Annotated in this window: 23 protein-coding genes; 17 read left to right on the forward strand and 6 right to left on the reverse strand. The window is 74.8% G+C overall.

The window, feature by feature from the left end; translation table 11 throughout:
• Positions 1-8 precede the first annotated feature (8 nt).
• Positions 9-851, reverse strand: a complete 843-nt coding sequence (locus tag K5O09_RS09140) for a DUF4097 family beta strand repeat-containing protein (RefSeq protein WP_222172426.1) — start codon at positions 849-851, stop codon at positions 9-11.
• A gap of 110 nt (positions 852-961) precedes the next feature.
• Entirely contained in the window at positions 962-1477 is a 516-nt protein-coding gene (locus K5O09_RS09145) for a histidine kinase (protein ID WP_222172427.1), read from the reverse strand.
• Between the two features lie 172 nt (positions 1478-1649).
• Between K5O09_RS09145 and K5O09_RS09150 the strand changes: the two genes are divergently transcribed.
• The 16 genes from K5O09_RS09150 (at position 1650) to K5O09_RS09225 (ending at position 18142) form a co-directional block, all read left to right on the forward strand.
• Positions 1650-2321 carry a DUF4956 domain-containing protein gene (locus K5O09_RS09150; protein ID WP_222172428.1) on the forward strand — a complete coding sequence of 224 codons (672 nt, stop codon included), beginning with the start codon at positions 1650-1652 and terminating at the stop codon, positions 2319-2321.
• On the forward strand, positions 2318-3136 hold the full coding sequence (locus K5O09_RS09155; protein ID WP_222172429.1) for a VTC domain-containing protein: 819 nt from the start codon (positions 2318-2320) through the stop codon (positions 3134-3136). The genes K5O09_RS09150 and K5O09_RS09155 overlap by 4 nt, the downstream gene beginning before the upstream one ends.
• A 71-nt stretch (positions 3137-3207) precedes the next feature.
• Complete coding sequence (locus K5O09_RS09160; RefSeq protein ID WP_222172430.1) at positions 3208-5076, forward strand: carbohydrate-binding domain-containing protein; 1869 nt, start codon at positions 3208-3210, stop codon at positions 5074-5076.
• 59 nt (positions 5077-5135) lie between these two features.
• Positions 5136-6740: a depupylase/deamidase Dop gene (gene dop / locus K5O09_RS09165; protein WP_304518611.1), complete on the forward strand. Its 1605-nt coding sequence runs from the start codon at positions 5136-5138 to the stop codon at positions 6738-6740.
• Between the two features lie 134 nt (positions 6741-6874).
• The gene (locus K5O09_RS09170; RefSeq protein ID WP_222172431.1) at positions 6875-7078 is read left to right on the forward strand and encodes a ubiquitin-like protein Pup; all 204 of its coding nucleotides are present in this window, start codon (positions 6875-6877) and stop codon (positions 7076-7078) included.
• A gap of 3 nt (positions 7079-7081) precedes the next feature.
• Positions 7082-7933: a proteasome subunit beta gene (gene prcB / locus K5O09_RS09175; RefSeq protein ID WP_255596264.1), complete on the forward strand. Its 852-nt coding sequence runs from the start codon at positions 7082-7084 to the stop codon at positions 7931-7933.
• Positions 7930-8646, forward strand: coding sequence for a proteasome subunit alpha (gene prcA, locus K5O09_RS09180; RefSeq protein ID WP_222172432.1), 717 nt, complete (start codon positions 7930-7932; stop codon positions 8644-8646). The genes prcB and prcA overlap by 4 nt, the downstream gene beginning before the upstream one ends.
• A gap of 15 nt (positions 8647-8661) precedes the next feature.
• Positions 8662-10023 carry a Pup--protein ligase gene (pafA, locus tag K5O09_RS09185; RefSeq protein ID WP_222172433.1) on the forward strand — a complete coding sequence of 454 codons (1362 nt, stop codon included), beginning with the start codon at positions 8662-8664 and terminating at the stop codon, positions 10021-10023.
• Positions 10024-10093: 70 nt separating this feature from the next.
• A complete protein-coding gene (locus tag K5O09_RS09190) occupies positions 10094-10987 on the forward strand; it encodes an FKBP-type peptidyl-prolyl cis-trans isomerase (protein WP_222172434.1) in 894 nt (297 codons plus the stop codon).
• 3 nt (positions 10988-10990) lie between these two features.
• Entirely contained in the window at positions 10991-11761 is a 771-nt protein-coding gene (hisF, locus tag K5O09_RS09195; RefSeq protein ID WP_222172435.1) for an imidazole glycerol phosphate synthase subunit HisF, read from the forward strand.
• 45 nt (positions 11762-11806) lie between these two features.
• Positions 11807-12436 (forward strand): dephospho-CoA kinase, encoded by a 630-nt coding sequence (coaE, locus tag K5O09_RS09200; RefSeq protein ID WP_222172436.1) that lies wholly within the window; start codon positions 11807-11809, stop codon positions 12434-12436.
• Positions 12433-13089 carry a pyroglutamyl-peptidase I gene (pcp, locus tag K5O09_RS09205; RefSeq protein ID WP_222172437.1) on the forward strand — a complete coding sequence of 219 codons (657 nt, stop codon included), beginning with the start codon at positions 12433-12435 and terminating at the stop codon, positions 13087-13089. The genes coaE and pcp overlap by 4 nt, the downstream gene beginning before the upstream one ends.
• Positions 13090-13305: 216 nt before the next feature.
• Positions 13306-15411: an excinuclease ABC subunit UvrB gene (gene uvrB / locus K5O09_RS09210; RefSeq protein ID WP_222172438.1), complete on the forward strand. Its 2106-nt coding sequence runs from the start codon at positions 13306-13308 to the stop codon at positions 15409-15411.
• A 37-nt stretch (positions 15412-15448) separates the two neighbouring features.
• Complete coding sequence (locus tag K5O09_RS09215; protein WP_222172439.1) at positions 15449-15898, forward strand: VOC family protein; 450 nt, start codon at positions 15449-15451, stop codon at positions 15896-15898.
• A gap of 194 nt (positions 15899-16092) precedes the next feature.
• Complete coding sequence (locus K5O09_RS09220; protein ID WP_222172440.1) at positions 16093-17133, forward strand: TerC family protein; 1041 nt, start codon at positions 16093-16095, stop codon at positions 17131-17133.
• Between the two features lie 4 nt (positions 17134-17137).
• Complete coding sequence (locus K5O09_RS09225) at positions 17138-18142, forward strand: TerC/Alx family metal homeostasis membrane protein (RefSeq protein WP_222172441.1); 1005 nt, start codon at positions 17138-17140, stop codon at positions 18140-18142.
• Positions 18143-18211: 69 nt separating this feature from the next.
• On the opposite strand, the gene K5O09_RS09230 is transcribed toward K5O09_RS09225, so the two are convergent.
• Entirely contained in the window at positions 18212-18508 is a 297-nt protein-coding gene (locus K5O09_RS09230) for a YciI family protein (protein WP_222172442.1), read from the reverse strand.
• Positions 18509-18647: 139 nt separating this feature from the next.
• On the opposite strand from K5O09_RS09230, the gene K5O09_RS09235 reads away from it, so the two are divergent.
• A complete protein-coding gene (locus tag K5O09_RS09235) occupies positions 18648-19805 on the forward strand; it encodes an acyl-CoA dehydrogenase family protein (protein ID WP_222172443.1) in 1158 nt (385 codons plus the stop codon).
• Between the two features lie 64 nt (positions 19806-19869).
• Here the strand turns inward: K5O09_RS09235 and K5O09_RS09240 are convergent, their stop codons facing one another.
• The 3 genes from K5O09_RS09240 to K5O09_RS09250 all read right to left on the reverse strand — a co-directional run bounded on the left by K5O09_RS09240 (position 19870) and on the right by K5O09_RS09250 (position 23957).
• Positions 19870-21183, reverse strand: a complete 1314-nt coding sequence (locus tag K5O09_RS09240) for a DUF4190 domain-containing protein (RefSeq protein ID WP_222172444.1) — start codon at positions 21181-21183, stop codon at positions 19870-19872.
• Positions 21184-21294: 111 nt separating this feature from the next.
• Positions 21295-22017: an MBL fold metallo-hydrolase gene (locus K5O09_RS09245; RefSeq protein WP_255596265.1), complete on the reverse strand. Its 723-nt coding sequence runs from the start codon at positions 22015-22017 to the stop codon at positions 21295-21297.
• Positions 22014-23957 (reverse strand): glycoside hydrolase family 15 protein, encoded by a 1944-nt coding sequence (locus K5O09_RS09250; RefSeq protein ID WP_255596266.1) that lies wholly within the window; start codon positions 23955-23957, stop codon positions 22014-22016. The genes K5O09_RS09245 and K5O09_RS09250 overlap by 4 nt, the downstream gene beginning before the upstream one ends.
• Between the last annotated feature and the right edge of the window lie 51 nt (positions 23958-24008).

Here is a 24008-nt window from a genome sequence, read left to right on the forward strand (position 1 = left end):
AGCGCCCGTCACGGGCGGCGGACGACGACGTCGCCGTAGCCGGTGGACGCGTGGACCTCGGCGGTGGCCTCGTCCTCGACGGGGCCGGCTGCGGGGGTCAGCTGGTTGCGGACGGCGCCGTGCTGGGACGCGACGTCGAGCCAGGCGGCCGTCCCGTGGGGAACCCCGACCTCGATCGAGCCGTACGACGTGCTCAGGTCGACGGTGCCGGACTCCACGCGCTCGACGCGGATGCCGGCGTGGGCGGAGCGGGCGGTGAGCGTGCCGGTGACGCGGCCGACCGCGATGTCGCCGTGGGCGCCGACGACCTGCAGCGTGCCGGTCACGGCGTCGACGGTGGTGGTGCCGTTGCTCGCCCGCACGGTGCCCTCGCCGGCGACGTCGGCCAGGCGGACCGAGCCGGCGCTCGCGCGGACGGCGACCGGGCCGGTCACCCGGCGCACGACGACGGTCCCGGCGGCGGCGCGCAGGTCGACCCGGTGCGCCTCGTCGACGCGCGCGTCGCCGGCGCTGAGCACCAGCTCCACGGCGCCGAGGCGGCCCTCGGTCAGGACGCTGCCGGCCTTGCCGCGCACGTCGGAGCCCTCGGGGAGCTCGACCGTGACGGACGCGGTGCCCGCGCTGAACGGCAGCAGGTACTGCTTCCAGGCGCCGGGCCAGTCGACCGTGACGGTGCCGTCGTCGTGCTGGACGCGCACCTCCGCGGCCGCGCGGCGGCTGCCGGAGGACGACGGGTCGGCGGGCAGGACGGTCACGACGACGTCGTCGCGCTCGCCGGCGACGACGTGCAGGGCGGCGACCGGGACGTCGACGGCGAGGACGACCGGGGCGGGTGCGGGGAACGTGGGCATGACGGCTCCAGGGACGGTGTGCGGGGAGGACGACGAGCGCGACGGCCGGGCCCGGTGGGGCCGGCCTCGCGGTGAGGCGAGGGAGCGGGTGGGCGGCGGGGGTCCGCGGGTCAGCGCACCCAGCCGGTCAGGCGGGTGCTGCCTGCCGGGTCGGACCGGGGTCGCAGGGAGGGTCGGTCGGGCTGCGGCTCGAGAGCGGCGGCGACCGCCCGCACGAGCCAGGAGTTGACGGAGAGGCCGTCGCGGGCGGCGGCGACCTCGACCTGCGCCTTGAGGTGGTCGGGCAGGCGCAGCGTGGTGCGGGTGGTGGTGCCCTCGTCGCCCTCGGCCGGAGCCGGGGCGGCGGGGGCTGTCGCGGGTGCAGGCGCGGCCGGTGCCGGCGCGGCGGGAGCGTCCACGACGAACTCCGGGTCGCCGCCGCGCAGCCGCACGTCCACCGACCCGGGCGCCAGCTCGGCGGAGATCTCCCCGGCGGCGGTCGACAGCGCGTCGAGCAGCACCAGCCGCACCGCGGCGTCGAGCGGTGCGGTCAGCTGCTCGGCGAGCCGGCGCGCGTCGTCGCCGGCGGTCCCGGCGGCGGTGGCGAGACGGCCCCGGAGGTCCTGGACGTACGGGTCGAGGTGCATGACGTCAGCATGACACCATGAATGGTGTCATGCAAGTGTCGATGGTGTCGTCAGTGGTGTCGGCATGGTGCACACCCTGCGCAGCGCGGCGCCACAGAGGTGCCACAGGTGGGCGCGGCGTCATGGAGCGACCCGGTTCCCCGGGTGCCCGTCCCCGATCCGTGAGGTGCCCATGCCCGCCGCAGCCCTGTTCGCCGCCGACCTCGTCGCCATCGGCGTCCTGACGTTCGTCGTGTACTTCCCGCGCCACCGCCGTCGCGACCTCGTCGCCGCATTCCTCGGCGTCAACGTCGGGGTGCTCGCCGTCGCGGGCGCGCTGTCGACGTCGGCGGTCGGTGCCGGGCTGGGGCTCGGGCTGTTCGGCGTCCTCTCGATCATCCGTCTGCGGTCCTCCGAGATCGACCAGCGGGAGGTCGCGTACTACTTCGCGGCGCTCGCCCTCGGCCTGATCGGCGGCCTGGGGTCCTCGCTCGGCTGGCTGGCGCCGGCGCTGATGGCCCTGGTGGTCCTGGCCCTGGCCGTCGGCGACCACCCGCGACTCCTGCGGGGCCACCGCCAGCAGGTCGTCGTGGTCGACGGGGCGTTCCCGGGCCGGGCGGCGCTCGTGGCGCACCTCGAGCAGGTGCTCGGGGGCCGGGTGCACAGCGTGACCGTGCAGCGGCTCGACCTGGTGGACGACGTGACCGTCGTCGACGTCCGCTACGTCGAGGCGCCCCGGTCGCGTCCCGCGGCGGAGGCCGTCGGGCGGGAGGTCGCACGGCACCCGCGCCCGGACGCCGCCGTTGCGCACGCCGACCGTGCCGACCGTGCCGACCGTGCCGTGCTGCAGGAGGTACGGCAGTGAGCGCCCCGGCCGTCGCCGCTCCGCGGTGGGCCGAGGCGCTGGCCGCGCTGCCACGCGTCGGCCTGGACGAGCTCCAGGACGTCGCGGCGCTCCAGACGCGGGTGGACCGCAAGTACGTCCTGGCGCTGGACGCCCTGCCCGACCTCGCGGCGGCCCTGCCGGCCGGTACGCGCCGGCTGGTGCTGGACGACCGGGACGCGTTCGGCTACGAGTCCGTCTACTTCGACACCCCCGACCTGGAGGCGTTCCGCCTGGCGGCCGGCCGCCGCCGGCGGCGCTACAAGGTGCGCACCCGGACCTACTGCGACACGGGCGGCTGCTGGCTCGAGGTCAAGACGCGCGGTCCCCGCAGCACCACCGTCAAGGAGCGTCGCGAGCACGACCTGGCGGCCCGCGCGGACGTCGGGGACTCCCTGGAGTTCGTGCTCGGCACCCTGCGGGCCCGCGGCCTGCCCGTGGACGACCTCGACCTGGCCCCGACCCTCACCACCCGCTACCGGCGCCGCACGCTGCTGCTGCCGGACGGCGCCCGGACGACCGTCGACACCGATCTGCAGTGGCTCGCGACCGGCCCCGCCGGCGGGGCCGACCCGGCGGACGGGGCCGACGGGGACACCCGCAGCGCCGGCGTCCCCGGGCACGCCGTGGTCGAGACCAAGAGCGTCGGCGGCGCGTCCGCAGCGGACCGCGTGCTGTGGTCGCTCGGGCACCGGCCCGCCCGCATCTCCAAGTACGCGACCGGGCTGGTGGTCCTCGACCCCTCGCTCGCCGACCGACCCTGGCGGCGCACCGTGCGCCACGCCCTGCGCGCCTGACGCGGCGCGCGCCGCGCCCCCCGACGAACCCCGAACCCACGCACCACCGACCCCGATCTCCGGAGGCACCCATGCACCGCGCACTCCCCGCCGTCGCCGTCCCGGCCGCCCTGCTGAGCCTGCTGCTCGCGGGCTGCTCCGCCGACGCGCTCGCGGGCACGACCACCACCTCGGCCGACACCGCCACCACCACCGTCGACGTCGCCGCAGGGGCCACCGCCGACGAGGTGCTCGCGGCGGACTCCGACGTCCACGAGGCCGCGGACCCGGGACCGGGCGCGGGGACCGTCACCCTGGACGGGGACTCCGCCACGACCGACTCGGACGCCGTGACGGTGTCGGGCTCGACCGTGACGATCACCGCCGGCGGCACCTACACCCTCACCGGCACGCTCACGGACGGGCAGGTGGTGGTCGCGGCGGACGACGCCGACGTCACCCTGGTGCTCGACGGCGTCGACATCACGTCGTCCACGGGCGCGGCGATCGCCGTCACCGCCGCCGACGCGGTGGTCGTAGAGCTGGCGGACGGCTCGACGAGCACGCTCACCGACGCCGCCGTGCACGCCGACACCGCGTCGGAGGACGCCCCGGACGCGGCGCTGTTCTCCGTCGCCGACCTGACGATCACCGGCACCGGCGCGCTCGAGGTCACCGGGAACGCGAACGACGGCATCGCCTCGAAGGACGGTCTGGTGGTGGAGTCCGGCGACGTGACCGTCACGGCGGTCGACGACGGCGTCAGGGGCAAGCACTACCTCGTGGTCGAGGGCGGCGCCCTGGACGTCACGTCCGGCGGCGACGGCCTGACGTCCGACGAGGACGAGGACGCGACCGAGGGCTTCGTCGTGGTGTCGGGCGGCGACGTGACCGTCACCGCGGGCGGGGACGGGCTCGACGCGGCGACCGACGTGGTGGTCACCGGGGGGTCCCTGGACGTCACCGCCGGCGGCGGCAGCGGGCGGTCCGCCTCCGACGACACCTCCACCAAGGGCGTCAAGGGCGCGGTGTCGGTCGTGGTCGGTGGAGGCGCGGTCACCGTCGACGCCTCCGACGACGGGCTCCACTCCGACGGCATCGTGTCGGTCACCGACGGCGACCTGACCCTGTCCGCCGGCGACGACGGCGTGCACGCCGACCTGGCGCTCGACGTCAGCGGCGGCACGGTCGAGGTCGTCACGGCGTCCGAGGGCCTGGAGGCCGAGGCGATCACGGTCGCGGGCGGGGACCTGGCCGTCACGGCCTCGGACGACGGGCTCAACGCCTCGGACGCCGGCAGCAGCACCGCTGAGGGCGGTGGGGGAGCCGCGGGCGGTCCGCAGGGCGAGGCCGCGGGCGCCGCGACCCTCACCATCACCGGCGGCACGCTCGCCGTCGACGCGGGCGGTGACGGGCTCGACTCGAACGGCTCGCTGACGATGTCGGGCGGCGTCGTGGTCGTGAACGGCCCCACGGACGACGGCAACGGCGCGCTGGACTCCAACGGCACGCTCGCGGTGACGGGCGGCACGCTCGTGGCGGCCGGCTCGTCGGCCATGGCCGAGGCCCCCGACGCGGACGGCCAGGGCTGGGTCTCCGCGACGTTCGACACCGCGCAGCCGGCCGGCACCACGCTGGCGGTCGTCGACGCGGACGGCACGGTCGTCGCGACCTTCACCCCCGCCAAGGTCATCAGCTCCCTGGTGGTCTCGTCCGAGGAGATCACCGCCGGGGAGACGTACACGGTCGTCTCCGGCGCGCAGGCCTCGGGCGACGTGGTCGCGGGGTCCGGCGCGCAGGGCGACGCCTCGGGCGCCACGGAGCTGCTGACCGTCACGGCCGGCGAGCACACCGCCGGCAGGGGCGGTGGGGCGATGGGCGGCGGGCCCGGCGGCGACGGCGGCACCCGCGGCGACGAGATGCCCGGCGGCGGGATGCCCGGCGGCGGCGCGGACGCCTGAGGGGACCGGCCGGCCCGCGGGCCCGGGGCCGACGGCTCCGGGCCCGTAGGCTGGCCGGCGTGACCGTGCGCCGCGTGATGGGGATCGAGACCGAGTACGGCGTGCTGCAGCCCGGCCGCCCCACCGCCAACCCGATGCTGCTGTCCAGCCACGTCGTCGCGGTGCACGCCGCCGCCCGCGGGGCCGGCCGCACGAAGGCCCGGTGGGACTACGACGACGAGGACCCGCTGCAGGACGCACGCGGCTTCCACCTGCAGCGCGCGGCGGCGCACCCGTCGCTGCTGACGGACGACCCTGCCCGGCCCGCACCGTCGGGCGACGGCCCGCAGGAGGTCGCCCGCTCGCTGGTGGAGGAGTACGAGGACCCCGGTGCGGCGAACGTCATCCTCACCAACGGTGCCCGTCTCTACGTCGACCACGCGCACCCCGAGTACTCGTCGCCGGAGGTCACCAACCCGCTCGACGCCGTGCGGTGGGACCGGGCGGGCGAGCTCGTCATGCTGGCCTCGGTGCGCGCCCTGGCGTCCACCGCGGCGCTGCCCGAGGTGGCGCTGTACAAGAACAACGTCGACGGCAAGGGCGCGACCTACGGCACCCACGAGAACTTCCTCGTCGACCGCGCGGTGCCGTTCGCCGACCTCGCGGCGCGCGTCATGCCGTTCCTGGTGACCCGCCAGGTCTTCACCGGCGCCGGCCGCGTCGGGCTGGGGCAGCGCGGTGAGGAGGCCGGCTTCCAGCTCTCCCAGCGGGCCGACTACATCGAGGCGGAGGTCGGCCTGGAGACCACGCTGCGCCGGCCGATCGTCAACACGCGAGACGAGCCGCACGCCGACCCGGACCGCTGGCGCCGGCTGCACGTCATCATCGGGGACGCGAACCTGCTCGAGGTGCCGACGTACCTGAAGCTCGGCACGACGTCGCTGGTGCTGTGGCTGGTCGAGCGCATCGCGTCCGGCGCCGCCGCCGACCTGGCCGCCGCGCTGGACCGCCTGGCGCTCGCCGACCCGGTGCGAGCCGTGCACACCGTCAGCCACGACCTCACGCTGACCGCTCGCCTGCCTCTGGCGGACGGACGGCGGCTGACCGCGCTCGAGGTGCAGCGCGAGTACCTCACGGCGGTCCGCACCGCTCTCGGGCGCGGCGCCGCGGAGGTCGACGCGCAGACCGCGGACGTCGTCGCCCGCTGGGGCTCGCTGCTGGACCGGCTCGGCTCCGACCCGGCGTCGTGCGCCCGGGAGGTGGAGTGGCTCGCCAAGATGCGCCTGCTCGAGGGGCTGCGGCGCCGTGACCACCTGGACTGGGACCACCCCCGTCTGGCCGCCGTCGACCTGCAGTGGTCCGACGTGCGCCCCGAGCGCGGGCTGTACCAGCGGCTCGTCGGGGCGGGCGCGGTCGAGCGCCTCGTGACGGACGAGGCGGTGGCGTCGGCCGTGTCGCACCCCCCGGAGGACACGCGCGCGTACTTCCGCGGCGAGACGATCGCCCGGTTCGGTGCCCACGTCTCGGCGGCGTCCTGGGACTCGGTGGTGTTCGACGTCCCGGGGGCGCCGACTCTCCGGCGCGTCCCCATGCGCGACCCGCTGCGCGGCACCCGGGCGCACGTCGAGGGCCTGCTCGAGGGGTCGCCGGACGTCGCCAGCCTGCTGGAGGCGCTCGGTTCCTGACGCGCGCGGCACCCGGCGCGGCCCGGCGCCCGGCGGCGCACGCGAACCCGCGCCGACCAGGGCCTAGGGTGGTGCCACTGCGGTGCCCGGTCCAGCTCGCCGGGCCCCGTCCGGACTACCGCCGGAGGTGGACGATGGCCGACCGATCAGGTCAGGAACGCGCTCGGGACCGCCGCGAGGACGACGAGCCGGTCGACGGCCCGGACGTCGAGCAGGCGACCGCAGCGGCGCAGCAGCGCGACGCGGAGGTCGACGCGCTCCTCGAGGAGATCGACGACGTCCTGGAGACCAACGCCGAGCAGTTCGTGCGCGGGTTCGTGCAGAAGGGCGGGCAGTGACGCGTGCCGACCGACCCGCTGAGCCCCGCGGGGCGGCTGCCCGGCGCCTTCACGACGCCCGGGTCGTCCTCCTTCGTCGACTTCCTGTCCCAGCACGCCCCGGACCTGCTGCCCGGCCGTCGCTCGGCGCTGCCGGCCGGTGAGGTGCCCGCCCCGCACGCCACCACGATCGTCGCGCTGACGTTCGACGGCGGGGTGGTCATGGCGGGCGACCGGCGCGCCACGATGGGCTCGCAGATCGCCTCGCGGGACATCGAGAAGGTCTTCCCGGCCGACGACTACTCCGCCGTGGGGATCGCCGGCACCGCCGGGCTGGCCGTCGAGCTGGTCCGGCTGTTCCAGCTGGAGCTCGAGCACTACGAGAAGATCGAGGGCACGCTGCTCTCGCTCGACGGCAAGGCGAACCGGCTCGCGACGATGATCCGGGGCAACCTCGGGCTCGCGATGCAGGGGCTGGCCGTGGTGCCGCTGTTCGCCGGGTTCGACCTGGACCGCGGCAGCGGGCGGATCTTCTCGTACGACGTCACGGGCGGCCGCTACGAGGAGCACCAGCACCACAGCGTGGGCTCGGGCTCGGTGTTCGCGCGCGGGTCGCTCAAGAAGCTCTGGCAGCCGGGGCTCGACGCCGACGCGGCGGTCCGCGTGGCGGTGGAGGCCCTGGTGGACGCCGCCGACGACGACTCCGCGACGGGAGGGCCGGACCAGGCGCGCCGCATCTGGCCGGTCGTCGCCACGGTGACCGCGGCGGGGTACCTGCGGGTGCCGCAGGACGCGCTCGGCGAGGTGGTGGCGCGGGTGCTGGCCGACCGCGCCGAGCAGCACGCCCGGGCCCGGCAGGAGGGTGACCCCGCATGAGCATGCCGTTCTACGTCTCTCCCGAGCAGCTGATGAAGGACCGGGCGGACTACGCGCGCAAGGGCATCGCCCGCGGCCGGTCCGTCGTGGTCCTCGCCTACGAGGACGGCATCGCGTTCGCGACCGAGAACCCCTCGCGGGCCCTGCACAAGGTCTCCGAGATCTACGACCGCATCGCGTTCGCCGCCGTCGGCAAGTACAACGAGTTCGAGAACCTGCGCGTGGCCGGCGTGCGGTACGCCGACCTGCGCGGCTACTCCTACGACCGCCGGGACGTCAACGCCCGCGGCCTCGCGAACGCGTACGCCCAGACGCTCGGCACGGTCTTCACCACCGAGTCCAAGCCGCTCGAGGTCGAGCTCGTCGTCGCGGAGGTGGGCGGCGACGCCGCCGTGGACCAGATCTACCGGCTGTCGTACGACGGGTCGGTGGCCGACGAGCGCGGGTTCGTGGTCATGGGCGGCCAGGCCGAGCGGCTGCGGGACGAGGTGGCCGGCGCGTGGGCGCCCGGCATGCCGCTCGCCGACGTGCTCGGCCTCGCGGTGCGGGTGCTCGGGACCCCGGCCGACGGGTCCGACGAGGACGACCGCCGCGTCATCCCCGCCGCGCAGCTCGAGGTCGCGGTCCTCGACCGCACCCGGCCGCGGCGGGCGTTCCGGCGCCTGTCCGGCGTCGTGCTGGAGGACCTGCTGGCGTCCGCCGGCGGGTCTTGAGGCCGGGAGGCGATCGTGGACCGACGGATCTTCGGCCTGGAGACCGAGTACGGCGTGACGTGCGCCGCCGGCGACGGGCGTGGCCTGTCCGCCGACGAGGTCGCGCGGTACCTGTTCCGCAAGGTCGTGGCGTGGGGCCGGTCGTCGAACGTGTTCCTGCGCAACGGCTCGCGGCTGTACCTCGACGTCGGCTCGCATCCCGAGTACGCCACGGCGGAGTGCGACGACTGGCGCCAGCTCGTCACGCACGACCGGGCGGGGGAGCGCATCCTCGAGGGCCTGGTCGCCGACGCCCAGCAGCGGCTGGAGCACGAGGGCCTGTCGGGCCGGATCCACCTGTTCAAGAACAACACCGACTCCGCGGGCAACTCCTACGGGTGCCACGAGAACTACCTGGTGCGCCGGCAGGGGGACTTCTCCCGGCTCTCCGACGTGCTCGTGCCGTTCCTCATCACCCGGCAGGTGCTCACGGGTGCGGGCAAGGTCCTCGCGACCCCGCGCGGCGCGGTGTTCTGCCTGTCGCAGCGGGCGGACCACATCTGGGAGTCCGTGTCGTCGGCCACGACGCGGTCCCGGCCGATCATCAACACGCGAGACGAGCCGCACGCCGACGCCGAGCACTACCGCCGGCTGCACGTCATCGTCGGGGACTCCTCGATGTCCGAGACCACCACCATGCTCAAGGTCGGGTCGACCGACCTGGTGCTGCGCCTGGTCGAGGCCGGCCTGCCGATGCGGGACCTCACGCTGGAGAACCCGATCCGCGCGATCCGGGAGATCAGCCACGACGTCACCGGCATGCACCCCGTGACGCTCGCGAACGGCCGGACGGTCACCGCCGTGGACCTGCAGGAGGAGTACCTGGGCCGGGTGCAGGACTGGGTGACGTCCGAGTCCGACCCGACGCCCGAGGTGAAGCAGGTGCTCGACCTGTGGGAGCGCGGGCTGCGGGCGCTGCGCACCGGGGACCTGTCGCTGGTGGACCGGGAGCTGGACTGGGTCATCAAGTACCGGCTCATCGAGCGGTACCGGGCCCGGCACGGGCTGGACCTGTCCGACGTGCGTGTCGCGCGGCTGGACCTCGCGTACCACGACATCTCCCGCACGGAGGGCCTGTACAACCTCCTCGCGCAGCGTGGACTGGTCGAGCGCGTCACCACCGACGTCGAGGTGTTCGAGGCGACGTCGGTCCCGCCGCAGACGACACGCGCGAGGCTGCGCGGCGAGTTCGTGCAGGCGGCGCAGGAGGCCCGGCGGGACTACACGGTCGACTGGGTGCACCTGAAGCTCAACGACCAGGCCCAGCGCACCGTCCTGTGCAAGGACCCGTTCCGCAGCGTCGACGACCGGGTCGAGAGGCTCATCGAGTCGATGTGACCGTCCGGGAGGCGGTCCGCGGCCCCGTACAGTGGGCCGCGGATCGTGCAGGACGCTGGGAAGGAACGACGTGCGACGTCTCGTGGCCGCGTGCGCCGCTGCGGCTCTGCTGCTCGTGGGGTGCGCCTCGCAGGAGCCCGAACCGCCGGAGGTGGTCGTCTCCGGTGACGCCGGGCAGGCGCCGACCGTCACCTACCGGACGCCGCTGCGGGTGGCGGAGCCCCTGCACGAGGTGGTCTGGGAGGGCACCGGGCCCGCGCTGGAGGACGGCCGCCCGGTGCTGCTCGACTTCTGGCTGGAGGACGCGTCCGACGCCACGCTGGTCAAGGAGTCGTACAGCTCCAGCCCCACCCCGCGTCTGCTCACCGAGGAGGACCTCGGCAAGGACCTCTACGCCACGCTCTCCGGCCAGCGGGTGGGCGCGCGGCTGCTGCAGATCAGCCCGGCGTCGGACATCGGCGCCTCGTCCTACCCGACCGTGACCGTGCTCGACGTCCTGCCGGTGCGGGCCGACGGGGAACCGGTCGAACCACGCGAGGGCGTGCCGGCCGTGTCGCTCGACGACGACGGCGCCCCGTCGATCACCCCGACCGGCACGGAGCCGACCGCCGACCTGGTGGTGCAGCCGCTGCTGCGCGGGACCGGCCCCCAGGTGTCCCAGGGCGACGTCGTGACCGTGCAGTTCACGGGGTTCGTCTGGGCGACCGGCGAGCCGTTCGACTCGACGTGGACGACGGGCAGCCCCTCGACGTTCTCGCTCGACGACGTCCCCGCCTGGTCGGAGGCGCTGGTCGAGCAGACCGTCGGCAGCCAGGTGATGCTGGTCGTGCCGCCGTCGTACGCCTTGCGCGCGACGCAGAGCGAGGAGCTCGCAGGGCAGACCATCGTCTTCGTCATCGACCTGCTCGCGACCCGCGCCCCCGCGTCCGACGACGCCGGCGACGACGCGACCGGAGGGGAGTGAGCCGTGTCCGTCGCGCTGCGGGTGGTGCCGTGCCTGGACGTCGACGCCGGCCGGGTGGTCAAGGGCGTCAACTTCGAGAACCTGCGGGACGCGGGTGACCCCGTCGAGCTCGCCCGCCGGTACGACCGCGAGGGTGCCGACGAGGTGACGTTCCTCGACGTGTCGGCCTCGTCGTCGGCCCGCGAGACGACGTACGACGTGGTGCGCCGCACCGCGGAGCAGGTGTTCGTGCCGCTGACCGTCGGCGGCGGCGTGCGGTCCGCGGAGGACGTCGACCGGCTGCTGCGGGCCGGTGCCGACAAGGTGGGCGTCAACACCGCGGCGATCGCGCGTCCCGAGCTGATCGCGGAGATCGCCGACCGGTTCGGCAGCCAGGTGCTCACGCTCTCGGTCGACGCGCGGCGCGTGACCGGTGACGTCCGCACCGACTCGGGGTACGAGGTCACGACCCACGGCGGCCGCCGCGGGACCGGCATCGACGCCGTGGCGTGGGCCGCCCGTGCCGCTGAGCTGGGGGCCGGGGAGATCCTGCTCAACTCCATGGACGCCGACGGCACGACCGCGGGTTTCGACCTGGAGATGCTGCGGGACGTCCGGCGCGAGGTGCGGGTTCCGCTCATCGCCAGCGGTGGCGCGGGGACGGTCGAGCACTTCGCGGAGGCCGCGGCGGCGGGCGCGGACGCCGTCCTCGCGGCCAGCGTCTTCCACTTCGGCACGCTCACGGTCGGCGTGGTCAAGGCCCACCTGCGGGAGCGGGGCTTCGAGGTCCGCTGACCGCCGCGGGTGCGGCGCGGCCCGCGGGCACGGCACGATGGGGTCATGCAGCGCATCGGTCTGACCGGAGGGATCGCGGCGGGCAAGTCCGTCGCCGCGGCGCGGTTCGTGCAGCGCGGGGCGGTCGTGCTCGACTACGACCTTCTGGCCCGGGAGGCGGTGGCTCCGGGCACGCCCGGACTCGCCGAGGTCGTCGAGGCGTTCGGGGACGGCGTCCTCGCCCCGGACGGCACGCTCGACCGGCCGGCCCTGGCGGCCGTCGTGTTCGCCGACCCCGACGCGCGGGAGCGCCTCAACGCCGTCGTGCACCCGGTGGTGCACCGGCTCGCGGCGGAGCGGGAGGCCGCGGCCGCCGCGGCTGACGCCGGGGCCGTCGTCGTGCACGACGTCCCGCTGCTCGTCGAGTCCGGGTACGCGGGCTCCTTCCACCTGGTCGTCCTCGTGCACGCCCCCGCGCTGCTGCGTGCGGAGCGGCTGGTGCGCACCCGCGGCATGGGACGCGCCGAGGCGGAGAGCCGGATCGCCGCCCAGGCGACGGACGCCGAGCGGCAGGCCGTCGCGGACGTCGTCCTCGACGGGTCGGGCGCGCCCGAGGACCTGGAAGCCCAGGTCGACGCGCTGTGGGACCGGCTGGCCGCGGAGCGTCGGGACGAGCGCGAGGTCGACGGCCCGTGAGCGCGACGGTGCTGCTCACGGGGTTCGAGCCGTTCGACGGGCAGCCGGTCAACGCGTCGTGGGCGGCGGTGCGCGCCGTCGCGGGCGCCTGGGACGAGGCCGCCGAGGGCGCCGCGCTGGTCACCGCTCTGCTCCCCGTGTCGTTCACCCGTGCCCCGCGCCGGCTCGCCGAGCTGCTCGCGGAGGTCCGGCCGGCGCTGGTCGTCTGCGGCGGGGAGGCCGGCGGGCGGTCGGCGGTCGGCCTGGAGCGCGTCGCGGTGAACGTGCAGGACGCGCGGATCCCGGACGAGGACGGGGAGCAGCCGGTGGACGTGCCGGTCGTGGCGGGCGGGGCGGTCGCGCACCTGTCCTCCCTGCCGGTGAAGGCCTGCCTGGCGGCCGTGCTCGAGGCGGGCGTGCCGGGCGAGGTCTCCAACACCGCGGGGACGTACGTCTGCAACACCGTCGCGTACGCCCTGGCCGACCAGCTGGCCGCCGGCCGCGTGCCGGGTGCGCGCGGCGGCTTCGTGCACGTGCCGCGGCTGCCCGAGCAGGTGCCCGCCGGGAGCGCGTCGCTCGACGTGGACGGGGCCGCGGCCGGCCTCGCGGCCGTGGTGCGGGCCGCGCTCCGGACGACACGGGACGCACCGCTGGCGGCGGGCACGCTGGCCTGACGCGCGCGCTGGGCGCCGTCGCGCGGGGTGCGGCGGTGCCGCGCGGGGTGCGGCTGGGCCGGGCGGGGTGCCGTCGGGTCCGCGCGGGGTCGGGCTCGGTCCGGCGCGGGGAGACGCCGTGGCGGGCTCGCCGGCCGCCGAGGCCCGGACCACGCCCTGGGCGAACCCCGGTCCCCGGCCGGCGCGTGTGTCAGACCCCGGACGTACGGTGGACGCATGCGTCCCGTGACCGACCTGCAGCGCACCGTCGCCCCGTTCGAGGTGGTGTCCGAGTTCCGCCCGTCCGGTGACCAGCCGGCGGCGATCGACGAGCTCGCGCGCCGCATCCGGGCGGGGGAGAAGGACGTCACGCTGCTCGGCGCCACCGGTACCGGCAAGTCCGCGACGACGGCCTGGCTGATCGAGCGCCTCCAGCGGCCGACGCTCGTCATGGCGCCGAACAAGACGCTCGCCGCCCAGCTCGCCAACGAGTTCCGCGAGCTGCTGCCGAACAACGCGGTCGAGTACTTCGTCTCGTACTACGACTACTACCAGCCCGAGGCGTACATCGCGCAGACGGACACCTACATCGAGAAGGACTCGTCCATCAACGACGAGGTCGAGCGGCTGCGGCACTCCGCGACGTCCTCGCTGCTGACGCGGCGCGACGTGGTGGTGGTCGCGTCGGTGTCGTGCATCTACGGCCTCGGCACGCCGCAGGAGTACGTCGACCGCATGGTCACCCTCGACGTCGGGGACCAGGTGGACCGGGACCAGCTGCTGCGCCAGTTCGTCTCGATGCAGTACGCGCGCAACGACATGGCCTTCACCCGCGGGACGTTCCGGGTGCGGGGCGACACCGTCGAGATCATCCCGGTGTACGAGGAGCTCGCGATCCGCATCGAGTTCTTCGGAGACGAGATCGAGGCCATCCAGACGCTCCACCCGCTGACCGGTGACGTGGTGCGCGAGGAGCGGCAGGTCCACGTCTTCCCCGCGACGCACTACGTCGCCGGGCCCGAGCGCATGGAGCGGGCGATCAGCGGCATCGAGCTGGAGCTCGAGCAGCGGCTCGCCGAGCTCGAGCGCCAGAACAAGCTGCTCGAGGCGCAGCGCCTGCGCATGCGCACGACCTACGACATCGAGATGATGCGCCAGATCGGGTCGTGCTCCGGCATCGAGAACTACTCGCGCCACATCGACGGCCGCGCCGCCGGCACCGCGCCGAACACCCTCCTGGACTACTTCCCCGAGGACTTCCTCCTCGTCATCGACGAGTCCCACGTGACCGTCCCGCAGATCGGCGCGATGTACGAGGGCGACATGTCGCGCAAGCGGAACCTCGTCGACTTCGGGTTCCGGCTGCCGAGCGCGATGGACAACCGCCCGCTGCGCTGGGAGGAGTTCGTCGACCGCATCGGCCAGACCGTGTACCTGTCCGCGACACCCGGTGACTACGAGCTCGCGCAGTCCGACGGCGTGGTCGAGCAGATCATCCGGCCGACCGGGCTGGTCGACCCCGAGGTCGTCGTCAAGCCGACGAAGGGCCAGATCGACGACCTGCTCGAGGAGATCCGCCAGCGCGTGGAGAAGGACGAGCGGGTGCTGGTCACGACCCTCACCAAGAAGATGGCCGAGGACCTCACGGACTACTTCCTGGAGAAGGGCGTCCGCGTGCGGTACCTGCACTCCGAGGTGGACACGCTGCGGCGCGTCGAGCTGCTCCGCGAGCTGCGGATGGGCGAGTACGACGTGCTGGTCGGCATCAACCTGCTGCGCGAGGGCCTGGACCTGCCCGAGGTGTCGCTCGTCGCGATCCTCGACGCCGACAAGGAGGGGTTCCTGCGCTCCGGCAAGTCGCTGATCCAGACCATCGGCCGTGCGGCGCGCAACGTGTCGGGCCAGGTGCACATGTACGCCGACAAGATCACCCCCGGCATGGCGCTCGCCATCGAGGAGACCGAGCGCCGGCGCGAGAAGCAGATCGCGTACAACACCGCGCACGGCATCGACCCCCAGCCGCTGCGCAAGCGGATCGGGGACATCACCGACCTGCTCGCGCGCGAGGACGCCGACACCGCCGAGCTGCTCGGCGGCAACGGCCGGCAGTCCAGCCGCGGCAAGGCACCCGTCCCCGGGCTCGGTTCCAAGGCGCAGCCGGCCACCGAGCGGACGAAGCTCGTGGGTGCCGCGGCGGGCGAGCTGGCGGACCTCATCCAGGAGCTGTCGGACCAGATGCACGCCGCTGCGGGGGAGCTGCAGTTCGAGCTCGCCGCCCGGCTCCGGGACGAGATCTCGGGGCTCAAGAAGGAGCTCCGCCAGATGCACGCCGCGACGGCCTGAGCTCGTCCGCCCCGCCCGCTCGACCACGGAGGCCACCATGTCCCTGCAGCTCCAGGTCGTGATCGACTGCCGTCACCCCCGCGCGCTCGGCCGGTTCTGGATGACCGCGCTCGACTACGTCGAGGAGCCGCCCCCGCCGCCGTTCGCGAGCTGGGACGAGGCGATGGACGCGTGGGGGATCGGCCCGGACGACGACCGGGACCCCGCCTACGCGAACGTCGATCCCACCGGGGCCGGCCCGCGGGTGTTCTTCCAGAAGGTGCCGGAGGACAAGGTCGTCAAGAACCGCGTGCACCTGGACGTCCGCTGGTCCGACGCGCAGGGCGTCGACCGGCAGGACCAGGCGGCCGCGCTCGCCGCGGCGCGGCAGCACGCGGAGGCGCTGGTGGTCGCCGGCGGGACCGTGCTGCGCGAGGTCGACGACCCGCGCGAGGGCGCCTGGGTCGTCATGGCGGACCCCGAGGGGAACGAGTTCTGCGTGGCGTGACGCGCCGCACCCCGGTCCCGTGCTGTGCGTGTGGGACTGATGACCTATGCTGGCGCACGCAGTGGAGGGGAGTATCCCGACACGACGCCCCCGTCATCACGGTCGCCTCCGTAGCCGGCCCGGGGCCGTCGGCCCGGTCAGCACCGGGTGGGAGAGACCTCCGGTACTCAGTCGTCTGTACCGGAGGGTGATTCATGTCCGTGGACCTGTGGGTCTGGCTCGCGACGGGTGTCGCGATCGTCGGGATGCTCGTGTTCGACTTCTTCGCGCACGTCCGCACGCCGCACGCGCCGTCGTTCCGTGAGGCCGCGACGTGGTCGACGGTCTACATCGTGCTGGCGATCCTGTTCGGCATCGGGCTCGGGATCGTGTGGGGCTGGGACCACGGCACCGAGTACTTCGCGGGCTACGTGACCGAGAAGAGCCTCTCGGTGGACAACCTCTTCGTCTTCCTCATCATCATGACGAAGTTCGCGGTGCCCCGGGAGTTCCAGCAGAAGGTGCTGCTGGTCGGCGTCGCGATCGCGCTCGTCCTGCGCACCGTGTTCATCCTCGTGGGCGCCGCCGCGATCGAGCAGTGGTCCTGGGTCTTCTACCTGTTCGGCGCGTTCCTGGTCTACACCGGCATCAAGCTCGCCCGGGAGAAGCACGACGACGACGAGCTCTCCCACGCCGGCGAGCGCAAGGACGGCCTCGCGGTCTCGCTCCTCAAGCGGGTCCTGCCGACCACGGAGGAGTACCACGGCGACCGGCTGACCACCCGCATCGACGGCAAGCGCCTCATCACCCCGATGCTGCTCGTCATGGTCGCGATCGGTGCCACCGACGTGCTGTTCGCCCTGGACTCGATCCCCGCGATCTACGGCCTCACGCAGGAGCCGTACATCGTGTTCACGGCCAACGCGTTCGCGCTGCTCGGCCTGCGGCAGCTGTACTTCCTCATCGGCGGTCTGCTGGAGCGGCTCGTCTACCTCAACAAGGGTCTCGCGTTCATCCTCGCGTTCATCGGCGTCAAGCTGGTGCTGCACGCGATGCACGTCAACGAGCTGGCCTTCATCAACGGCGGCGAGCACATCGAGTGGGCCCCGGAGATCCCCACGTGGCTCTCGCTGCTCGTGATCCTCGGTACGCTCACCGTCGCCACGATCGCGAGCCTCGCCAAGACCCGGCGCGACCGCGACGCCGCGCCGGCCGCCGTGACCGCCGCGCAGGAGCCCGCCAGCAAGGAGCACTGACCCGTTGGACGTCTCACCGCTCGTCTGGTGCGTGTCGCTCGGCCTCGCCGCCGCCGTCCTGATCGTGGACGTCGCGGTGGTGGGCCGGCGGCCGCACATCCCGTCCACCGCGGAGTGCCTGCGCTACCTCGGGGTGTACGTGGGGCTGGCGGTGGCGTTCGCCGTCCTCGTGTGGGCGGTGTGGGGCGCCGACCCCGCCGGGGAGTTCGTCGCCGGGTGGCTCACCGAGTACTCGCTGTCGGTCGACAACCTGTTCGTGTTCCTGCTGATCATGTCCCGGTTCGCCGTGCCGCGGCAGTACCAGCAGACCGCGCTGCTCATCGGCATCATCCTCGCCCTGGTGTTCCGGGGGATCTTCATCGGCATCGGGGCGGCGGCCATCGCGTCGTTCTCGTGGGTGTTCTACCTGTTCGGCGCGTTCCTCGTGTGGACGGCCGTCAAGGTCGCCCGGGAGGGCGTCGGCGACGAGGAGGAGGCGGACGACTACCGGCCGCCGGCGCTCGTGCGGTTCGTGCAGCGCGTCCTCCCGACGAGCAGCGAGTACCACGGCGTGCGGCTCACCGCCAAGGTCGACGGGCGCCGGCACGTCACGCCGATGCTGCTGGTGCTCGTGGCGATCGGCGCGACCGACCTGCTGTTCGCCTTCGACTCGATCCCCGCGGTGTTCGGCCTCACCCAGGAGCCGTACCTGGTGCTCATGGCGAACGTGTTCGCCCTCATGGGGCTGCGCCAGCTCTACTTCCTGCTCGGCGGGCTGCTCACGCGGCTGCGGTACCTCAACATCGGCCTGGGGGTGCTGCTCGGGTTCATCGGCGTGAAGCTGGTGCTCCAGGCGCTGCACGAGAACGCACTGCCGTTCGTCAACGGCGGCGAACCGGTGCCGTGGGCACCCGAGCTGCCGACGTGGGTGTCGCTGGCGGTCATCGTGGTGACGCTCGGGGTCACGGCCGTGACGAGCATCGCGGCCTCCCGGCGGGACGAGCGGCGCGAGGCCGTCCGGGCCGACTGACCCGGCGGTCCGCCCGGGGCGGGAGCCCCGGACCGACCACGGGTCGACGGCCCGTGCCCCGGGAGGTGCTCAGCCCGCCAGGCCGGCCGCCCACGGCCCGATGACCGGGTTCCACACCCGGACCTCCACGTCGGCGATCACGCCGGCCGCCGCGAACGGGTCGTCGGCGAGCACGGCGTCCAGCGCGGCGCGGTCGGCGACGCGGAGCACGAGCAGCGCCCCCGGCTCACCGTCCGTGAACGGGCCGGAGCCGAGCAGCTCCCCGCGGTCCGCGACCTGCTGGAGGTAGCCGCGGTGCCGCGGACGCACCTCGTCCTGGACGTCGGTGCGCGAGTCGTAGGTGTACCGGACGGCGAAGACGGTCATGGGGTCATCCTGCCCGAGCGCCCCGCGGCCGGGGGCGCGGCGTCCACGCCGCGGCGCGGCCGTGCCACAGTGGGGCCATGAGCCGCACGTGGTGCCTCCCCGTCCTGAACGTCCCCGGCCGGCGAGCGGGTGGTGCGTGATGGTCGCGCGCAGCCTGCTGACCGACGCGCTGCTCGCCGGGGTGGCCGGGCGCGCCCCGGTCCACGACCGCGACAACACGTTCCCGCACGAGGACCTCGCCGAGCTCCGTGCGGCCGGGTACCTCGCGGCGTTCGTCCCCGAGCGGCTCGGCGGCGCCGGCCTGACCCTCGAGGAGGTGGCCCGGGAGCAGACCCGTCTCGCGGCGGCAGCGCCCGCGACGGCCCTCGCGGTGAACATGCACCTGGTGGTCACCGGCATGGCGAAGGTGCTCGCCGACCGCGGCGACGACTCGCTCGCGTTCGTGCTGCGCGAGGCCGCGGCGGGGGAGGTGTTCGCGTTCGGGAACTCGGAGGCGGGCAACGACCTGGTGATGTTCGGCTCGCGGACCCGCGCGGAGCGCCAGCCCGACGGCGGCTACCGGTTCACCGGGACGAAGATCTTCACGTCCCTGGCACCGGTGTGGACCCGGCTCGCCACGTTCGGGCTGGACGAGGCCCACCCCGAGGGCCCGCGGCTGGTGCACGCGGTCGTGGCGCGCGAGGACGGCGGTGTCGAGACCCGGGACGACTGGGACACCCTGGGGATGCGGGCCACGCAGTCCTGCACCACCGTGCTCGCCGGCGCGTACGCGGCTCCCGGCCGGGTCGTCCGCTCGCTCCCGCCGGGGCCGAGCGCGGACCCGTACGTGTTCGCGCTCTTCGCGGTGTTCGAGATCCTGCTGGCCGCCGTGTACACGGGCATCGGGCGGCGGGCGCTGGAGCTCGCCGTCGCGGCCGCGCACCGCCGGACGTCGATGAAGCACGACGGCCGCAGCTACGCGCAGGACCCGGACGTCCGGTGGCGCGTCGCCGACGCGGCCATCGCGCAGGACGGCATCGAGCCGCAGGTGTGGGCGCTCGCCCGGGACGTCGACGAGCGGGTGGACCACGGCTCGCTGTGGTTCGCCAAGGTCGTCGGTCTCAAGGTCCGGGCCACGGAGACGGCCCGCGAGGTCGTGGACCGGGCGGTGCGGGTCTCCGGCGGGGGCACGTACGTCAGCGGTGACGAGCTCGGGCGGCTCTACCGCGACGTCCTCGCCGGCATGTTCCACCCCTCCGACGACGAGTCGGCGCACGCGACCGTGGCCACCGCGTGGCTGGGGCCGGTCGAGCGCTGAGGTGCCGGACGGACGAGGGCCCGGGGCGTGACGCCCCGGGCCCTCGGTCACGGCCGTCCCGTCGTCAGGAGGTCGCCATCAGGTCCTCGCAGATCGCGTAGGAGTCGGAGCGGTTGCCGCAGGTGCCGCCGAAGTCCTCGTACTCCGACCCGCTCGGCGAGGACCAGTAGAGGTCGCCGCACGCCCCGGCGTCGCCGGCCTCGCACGCGTCCCACAGGGCGTCGAGGTCCGGGTCGTCGCCGTACGACAGGGCGCCGTCGACCGTGCCACCCGTGGTGTCGCACAGGTCGCCGCCGGAGGTCTCCCCGCCGCACGTGTCCCCGAACTCCTGGTAGTCGGTGCCCGAGCCGGACGAGAAGTACAGCTCGTCGCACGCGGCCATGTCGCCGCCGTCGCAGGCGTCCCACAGGGCGTCGAGGTCCTCGTCGTCGCCGTACGTGAACGCGCCGAGGTCCGTGCAGCCGCCGCCGCCCTGCGTCCGGCCGCCGCACGTCCAGCCGAAGTCCTCCTCGTCCGACCCGAGGTTCGACTCGTCGTACAGGTCGTCGCACGCCGCCATGTCGCCCGCCGCGCAGTCGGTGCGCAGCTCCTCCATGCGGGCGTCGTAGGAGCGGACCGCCACGAGCACGATGATCGCGATCGCGATGGCGCCGAGGATCTCGAGCGCGCCCAGGACGATGCCGGCGATGGCGAGCCCGCGGCCCTGCGTGCCGTTCTTCTTGGCGCGGTTCAGGCCGAGGATGCCGAGGACGATCGGCACGACGCCCATCATGAGCACGCCGGTGACGAGCGCCGCGATGGAGACGCCGTCCGTGCCGCGGGCCTGCGGGGCGGGGTACTGCCCGCCGCCGTACGGGGCCTGCGGGTAGCCGCCACCGGGGGGCGGGTAGCCGCCCGCCCCGCCGGCCGGGAACCCGCCTGCGGGCTGCGAGGGACCGGTCGGCTGCGGGTAGTCGTCGTGCCCGGGCTGGCCGGACGCCGGCGGGCCGTACCCGGGCTGCGGGGCTCCGGGGGGCTGCTCGCCCCCGGGCCCGCCGGGCTGCGGGTACCCGGCCTGCGGGTGGCCGGCCGACGGGTAGCCGGGCTGCCCGTACCCGCCCGCGGCGTGGGCTGCCGGCTGGTCGGCCGCACCGGCGCCCCCGGCGCCCGGCGTGCCGGGTGCGGAGGGCCAGGACGCCGCCGGGGCCTCGTAGCCGGAGGGTGCCGGGCCGGTGGCGGCCTGCGCCTCGTAGCCGGAGGGGGCCGGCGCCGCGGGGCGCTCGTCACCCGCCCCCGGTGCGGACCACGGGGACGGCTCGGGGCCCTCCTGGCCGGGCGTGGCGGTGCCGTCGTTCGACATGGGTGTCCCTCCGGTGCTGCTGACGATGCCGTCGGTCACTATGGCAGACCACGACGCGGCCGGGACGCCGGGTTCGTACCGATTGTGCACCGTGGTCACCGCTCCCGGCAGGGGGTTGGCGAGTCCGGCCGGGAACCGGCCGTCGCGCGTTCACCAGCCGCGTGCGCGCCAGGCCGCCAGGTGAGGACGCTCGGCGCCGAGCGTGGTGTCGCGCCCGTGGCCCGGGTACACCCACGTGTCGTCGCCGAAGCGGCCGAACACCCGCTGCTCGAGGTCCGTCATGAGCGCCGCGAACGCCGTCGGGTCCGTCGTGCGCCCGGGGCCGCCCGGGAAGAGCGAGTCACCGGTGAGGAGGTGCACGCGCCCCGGCACGGCGCCGTCCGCGCGCACCAGCTCCGGCTCCCGGTAGGCCAGGGCCACCCCGCCGGGCGTGTGCCCGCGCAGGGCCACCACCTCCAGCGCGACGGCACCGACCGCGAGGACCTCGCCGTGCCGCAGCGCCCGAGGGAGCGTGGTGCCCGCCCCGGCGGCGACAGCGGCGGCGTCGTCCGCCCCGGCGGCGTGCGGGGCGCCGGTCGCGGCCAGGACGGCGGCGAGCGCCCCGAGGTGGTCGGCGTGGCGGTGCGTGGTCACCACGAGGTCGAGCCGTCCCGGCGGTGAGCCGTCGCCCACGAGTGCGAGCAGCTGGTCGGGCTCCGCGGCCGCGTCCACGAGCAGCTGTGCGCCCGTCCTGCGGCAGACCAGGGTGTACGCCGCGTTGTCCATCGGCCCGACGGACACCTTCCGCAGCACGACCTCGTCGAGCACCCGCACGTCCGCCGGTCCGCCGGTCACGACGTCGCCCGTGTAGCCGGGCGACTCCGCCCCGGTCACGGACGGTCCGCCGTCCCGGCCGCCGGCTGCGCCGACGCGCCGCGGAGGAGCGCCTCGTCGAGGCTGTGCGCGGCACGGACCAGCGCGAGGTGCGAGAGCGCCTGGGGGAGGTTGCCCATCATCCGGCCTGACCCGGGGTCGAACTCCTCGGCGAGCAGCCCGAGCTCCCCGGGCAGCGAGGTGAGGACGTCGAGCACCGCGGTCGCGCCCTGCACGTCCCCCTGCCGGGCGAGGGCGTCGGCGAGCCAGCCGGAGCAGGCGAGGAACGGGTGCTCCCCGCCGCGCAGGCCGTCGTCCGTGCGGTCCGTCCGGTAGCGGTGCAGGAGCCCGGGCGCGACCTCCAGCTCGTCGCGGACGGCGGCGACCGTGGCCCGCACACGGGGGTCGCCGGGCGGCAGGAACCCGACCTGGGCCAGCTGGAGCAGGGACGCGTCGGTGTGCTCGGCGCCGTAGTGCTGCACGAACGTGCCGCGGCCGGCGTGCCACCCGTGGGCCAGCACGTCGGCGTGCACCGCGTCCCGCTCGCGCCGCCAGCGCTCCACCGGCCCCGGGAGCCCGTGCTCCTCGACGGCACGGACCGCGCGGTCGAGCGCCGCCCACGCCATGACCTTGGAGTGCGTGAAGTGCCGCGGTGCGCCGCGCACCTCCCAGATCCCGGAGTCGGGCTGACGCCACGCGCCGCACAGGTGGTCGACCAGGCGGACCTGGAGCGACCACGAGTCGGCGCTCTCCTCGACCCCCGCGGCCCGTGCGAGGTGCAGCGCGCACATCACCTCCCCGAGCACGTCGTTCTGCACCTGACCGACGGCCGCGTTGCCCACGCGCACCGGACGTGACCCCTCGTAGCCCGGCAGGTGGTCGAGCGTCCGCTCCGGCAGCTCCCGCGAGCCGTCCACCCCGTACATGATCTGCACGTCCTCGGGGTCGCCGGCGACGGCCCGCAGCAGCCACTGCCGCCACGCCTGGGCCTCGGAGCGGTACCCGTGCTCGAGCAGGGCCTCCAGCGTCATCGCCGCGTCGCGCAGCCAGCAGTACCGGTAGTCCCAGTTGCGTTCGCCGCCCGGGTCCTCCGGCAGGGACGTCGTCGCGGCGGCCACGATGCCCCCGGTCTGGGAGTCGGTCAGCAGGCGCAGCACGAGCAGGGAGCGGACGACAGCGGGCCGGTAGCGCCCCTCGTACCGGGCGGCGCGGGCCCACGCACCCCACCGGTGGCGGGTGGCCTCGACGCGGTGCTCGAGGCGCGGCGCGCGCGGCACCGGCAGCCACGACGGCGCCCACGTGAGCGACACCTCGAGGCTCGCCCCCTCGGACAGCTCCACCTCGTCCACGTGGGCGCGGTGCCCGCCTGCCGTGCGTCGCGCCCGCGGCAGCCGGTCGCCACGCAGCAGGAGGCTGTCCGGGCCGGCGACCGCCTGGACGGCCTCGCGCCCGTCGGGGTCCGTCACGCGGTGCACCCACGGCGTGATCGCCCCGTACCCGTACCGGACCAGCCACTCGTGGCGCACCCGTACGGTGCCCCGCGTGACGCTCAGGTGGCGCACCAGGTCGCAGCGGCCGTCGCCCAGCGGCATCGCGTCGAGCAGGACCGCCGTGCCGGTCGGCGTCTCGAAGGTCGTCTCCAGGACGAACGAGTCGCCGAGGTAGCGGCGGCGCACCGACGTCGCGTCCGGTGCCGTGAGCAGCCAGCGCCCGTGCTCCGGACCGCCGAGCAGCGCGGCGAAGGCGGCGGGGGAGTCGAACCGCGGCGCGCACCACCAGTCGACCGAGCCGTGGCGGGACACCAGCGCCGCCGTGCGGCCGTCGCCCAGCACGGCGTAGTCCGCGAGCGGGGTGGCCGGGTCGCGGGGCTCCTGGCGGGCCGCCGTCCGCCGGAGCTCGGGAGGCGTACGGGGTGCCGGGTCGGGCGTGGCGTCGGTCACGGCGGGGGGCTGCGTGGGCACCGGCCCATCATGCGGCGACCTGCGGCGTCGCGCGAGCACGTCGCGCGCACC

Source organism: Cellulomonas sp. C5510 (assembly GCF_019797765.1).
Classification (GTDB): Bacteria; Actinomycetota; Actinomycetes; order Actinomycetales; family Cellulomonadaceae; genus Cellulomonas.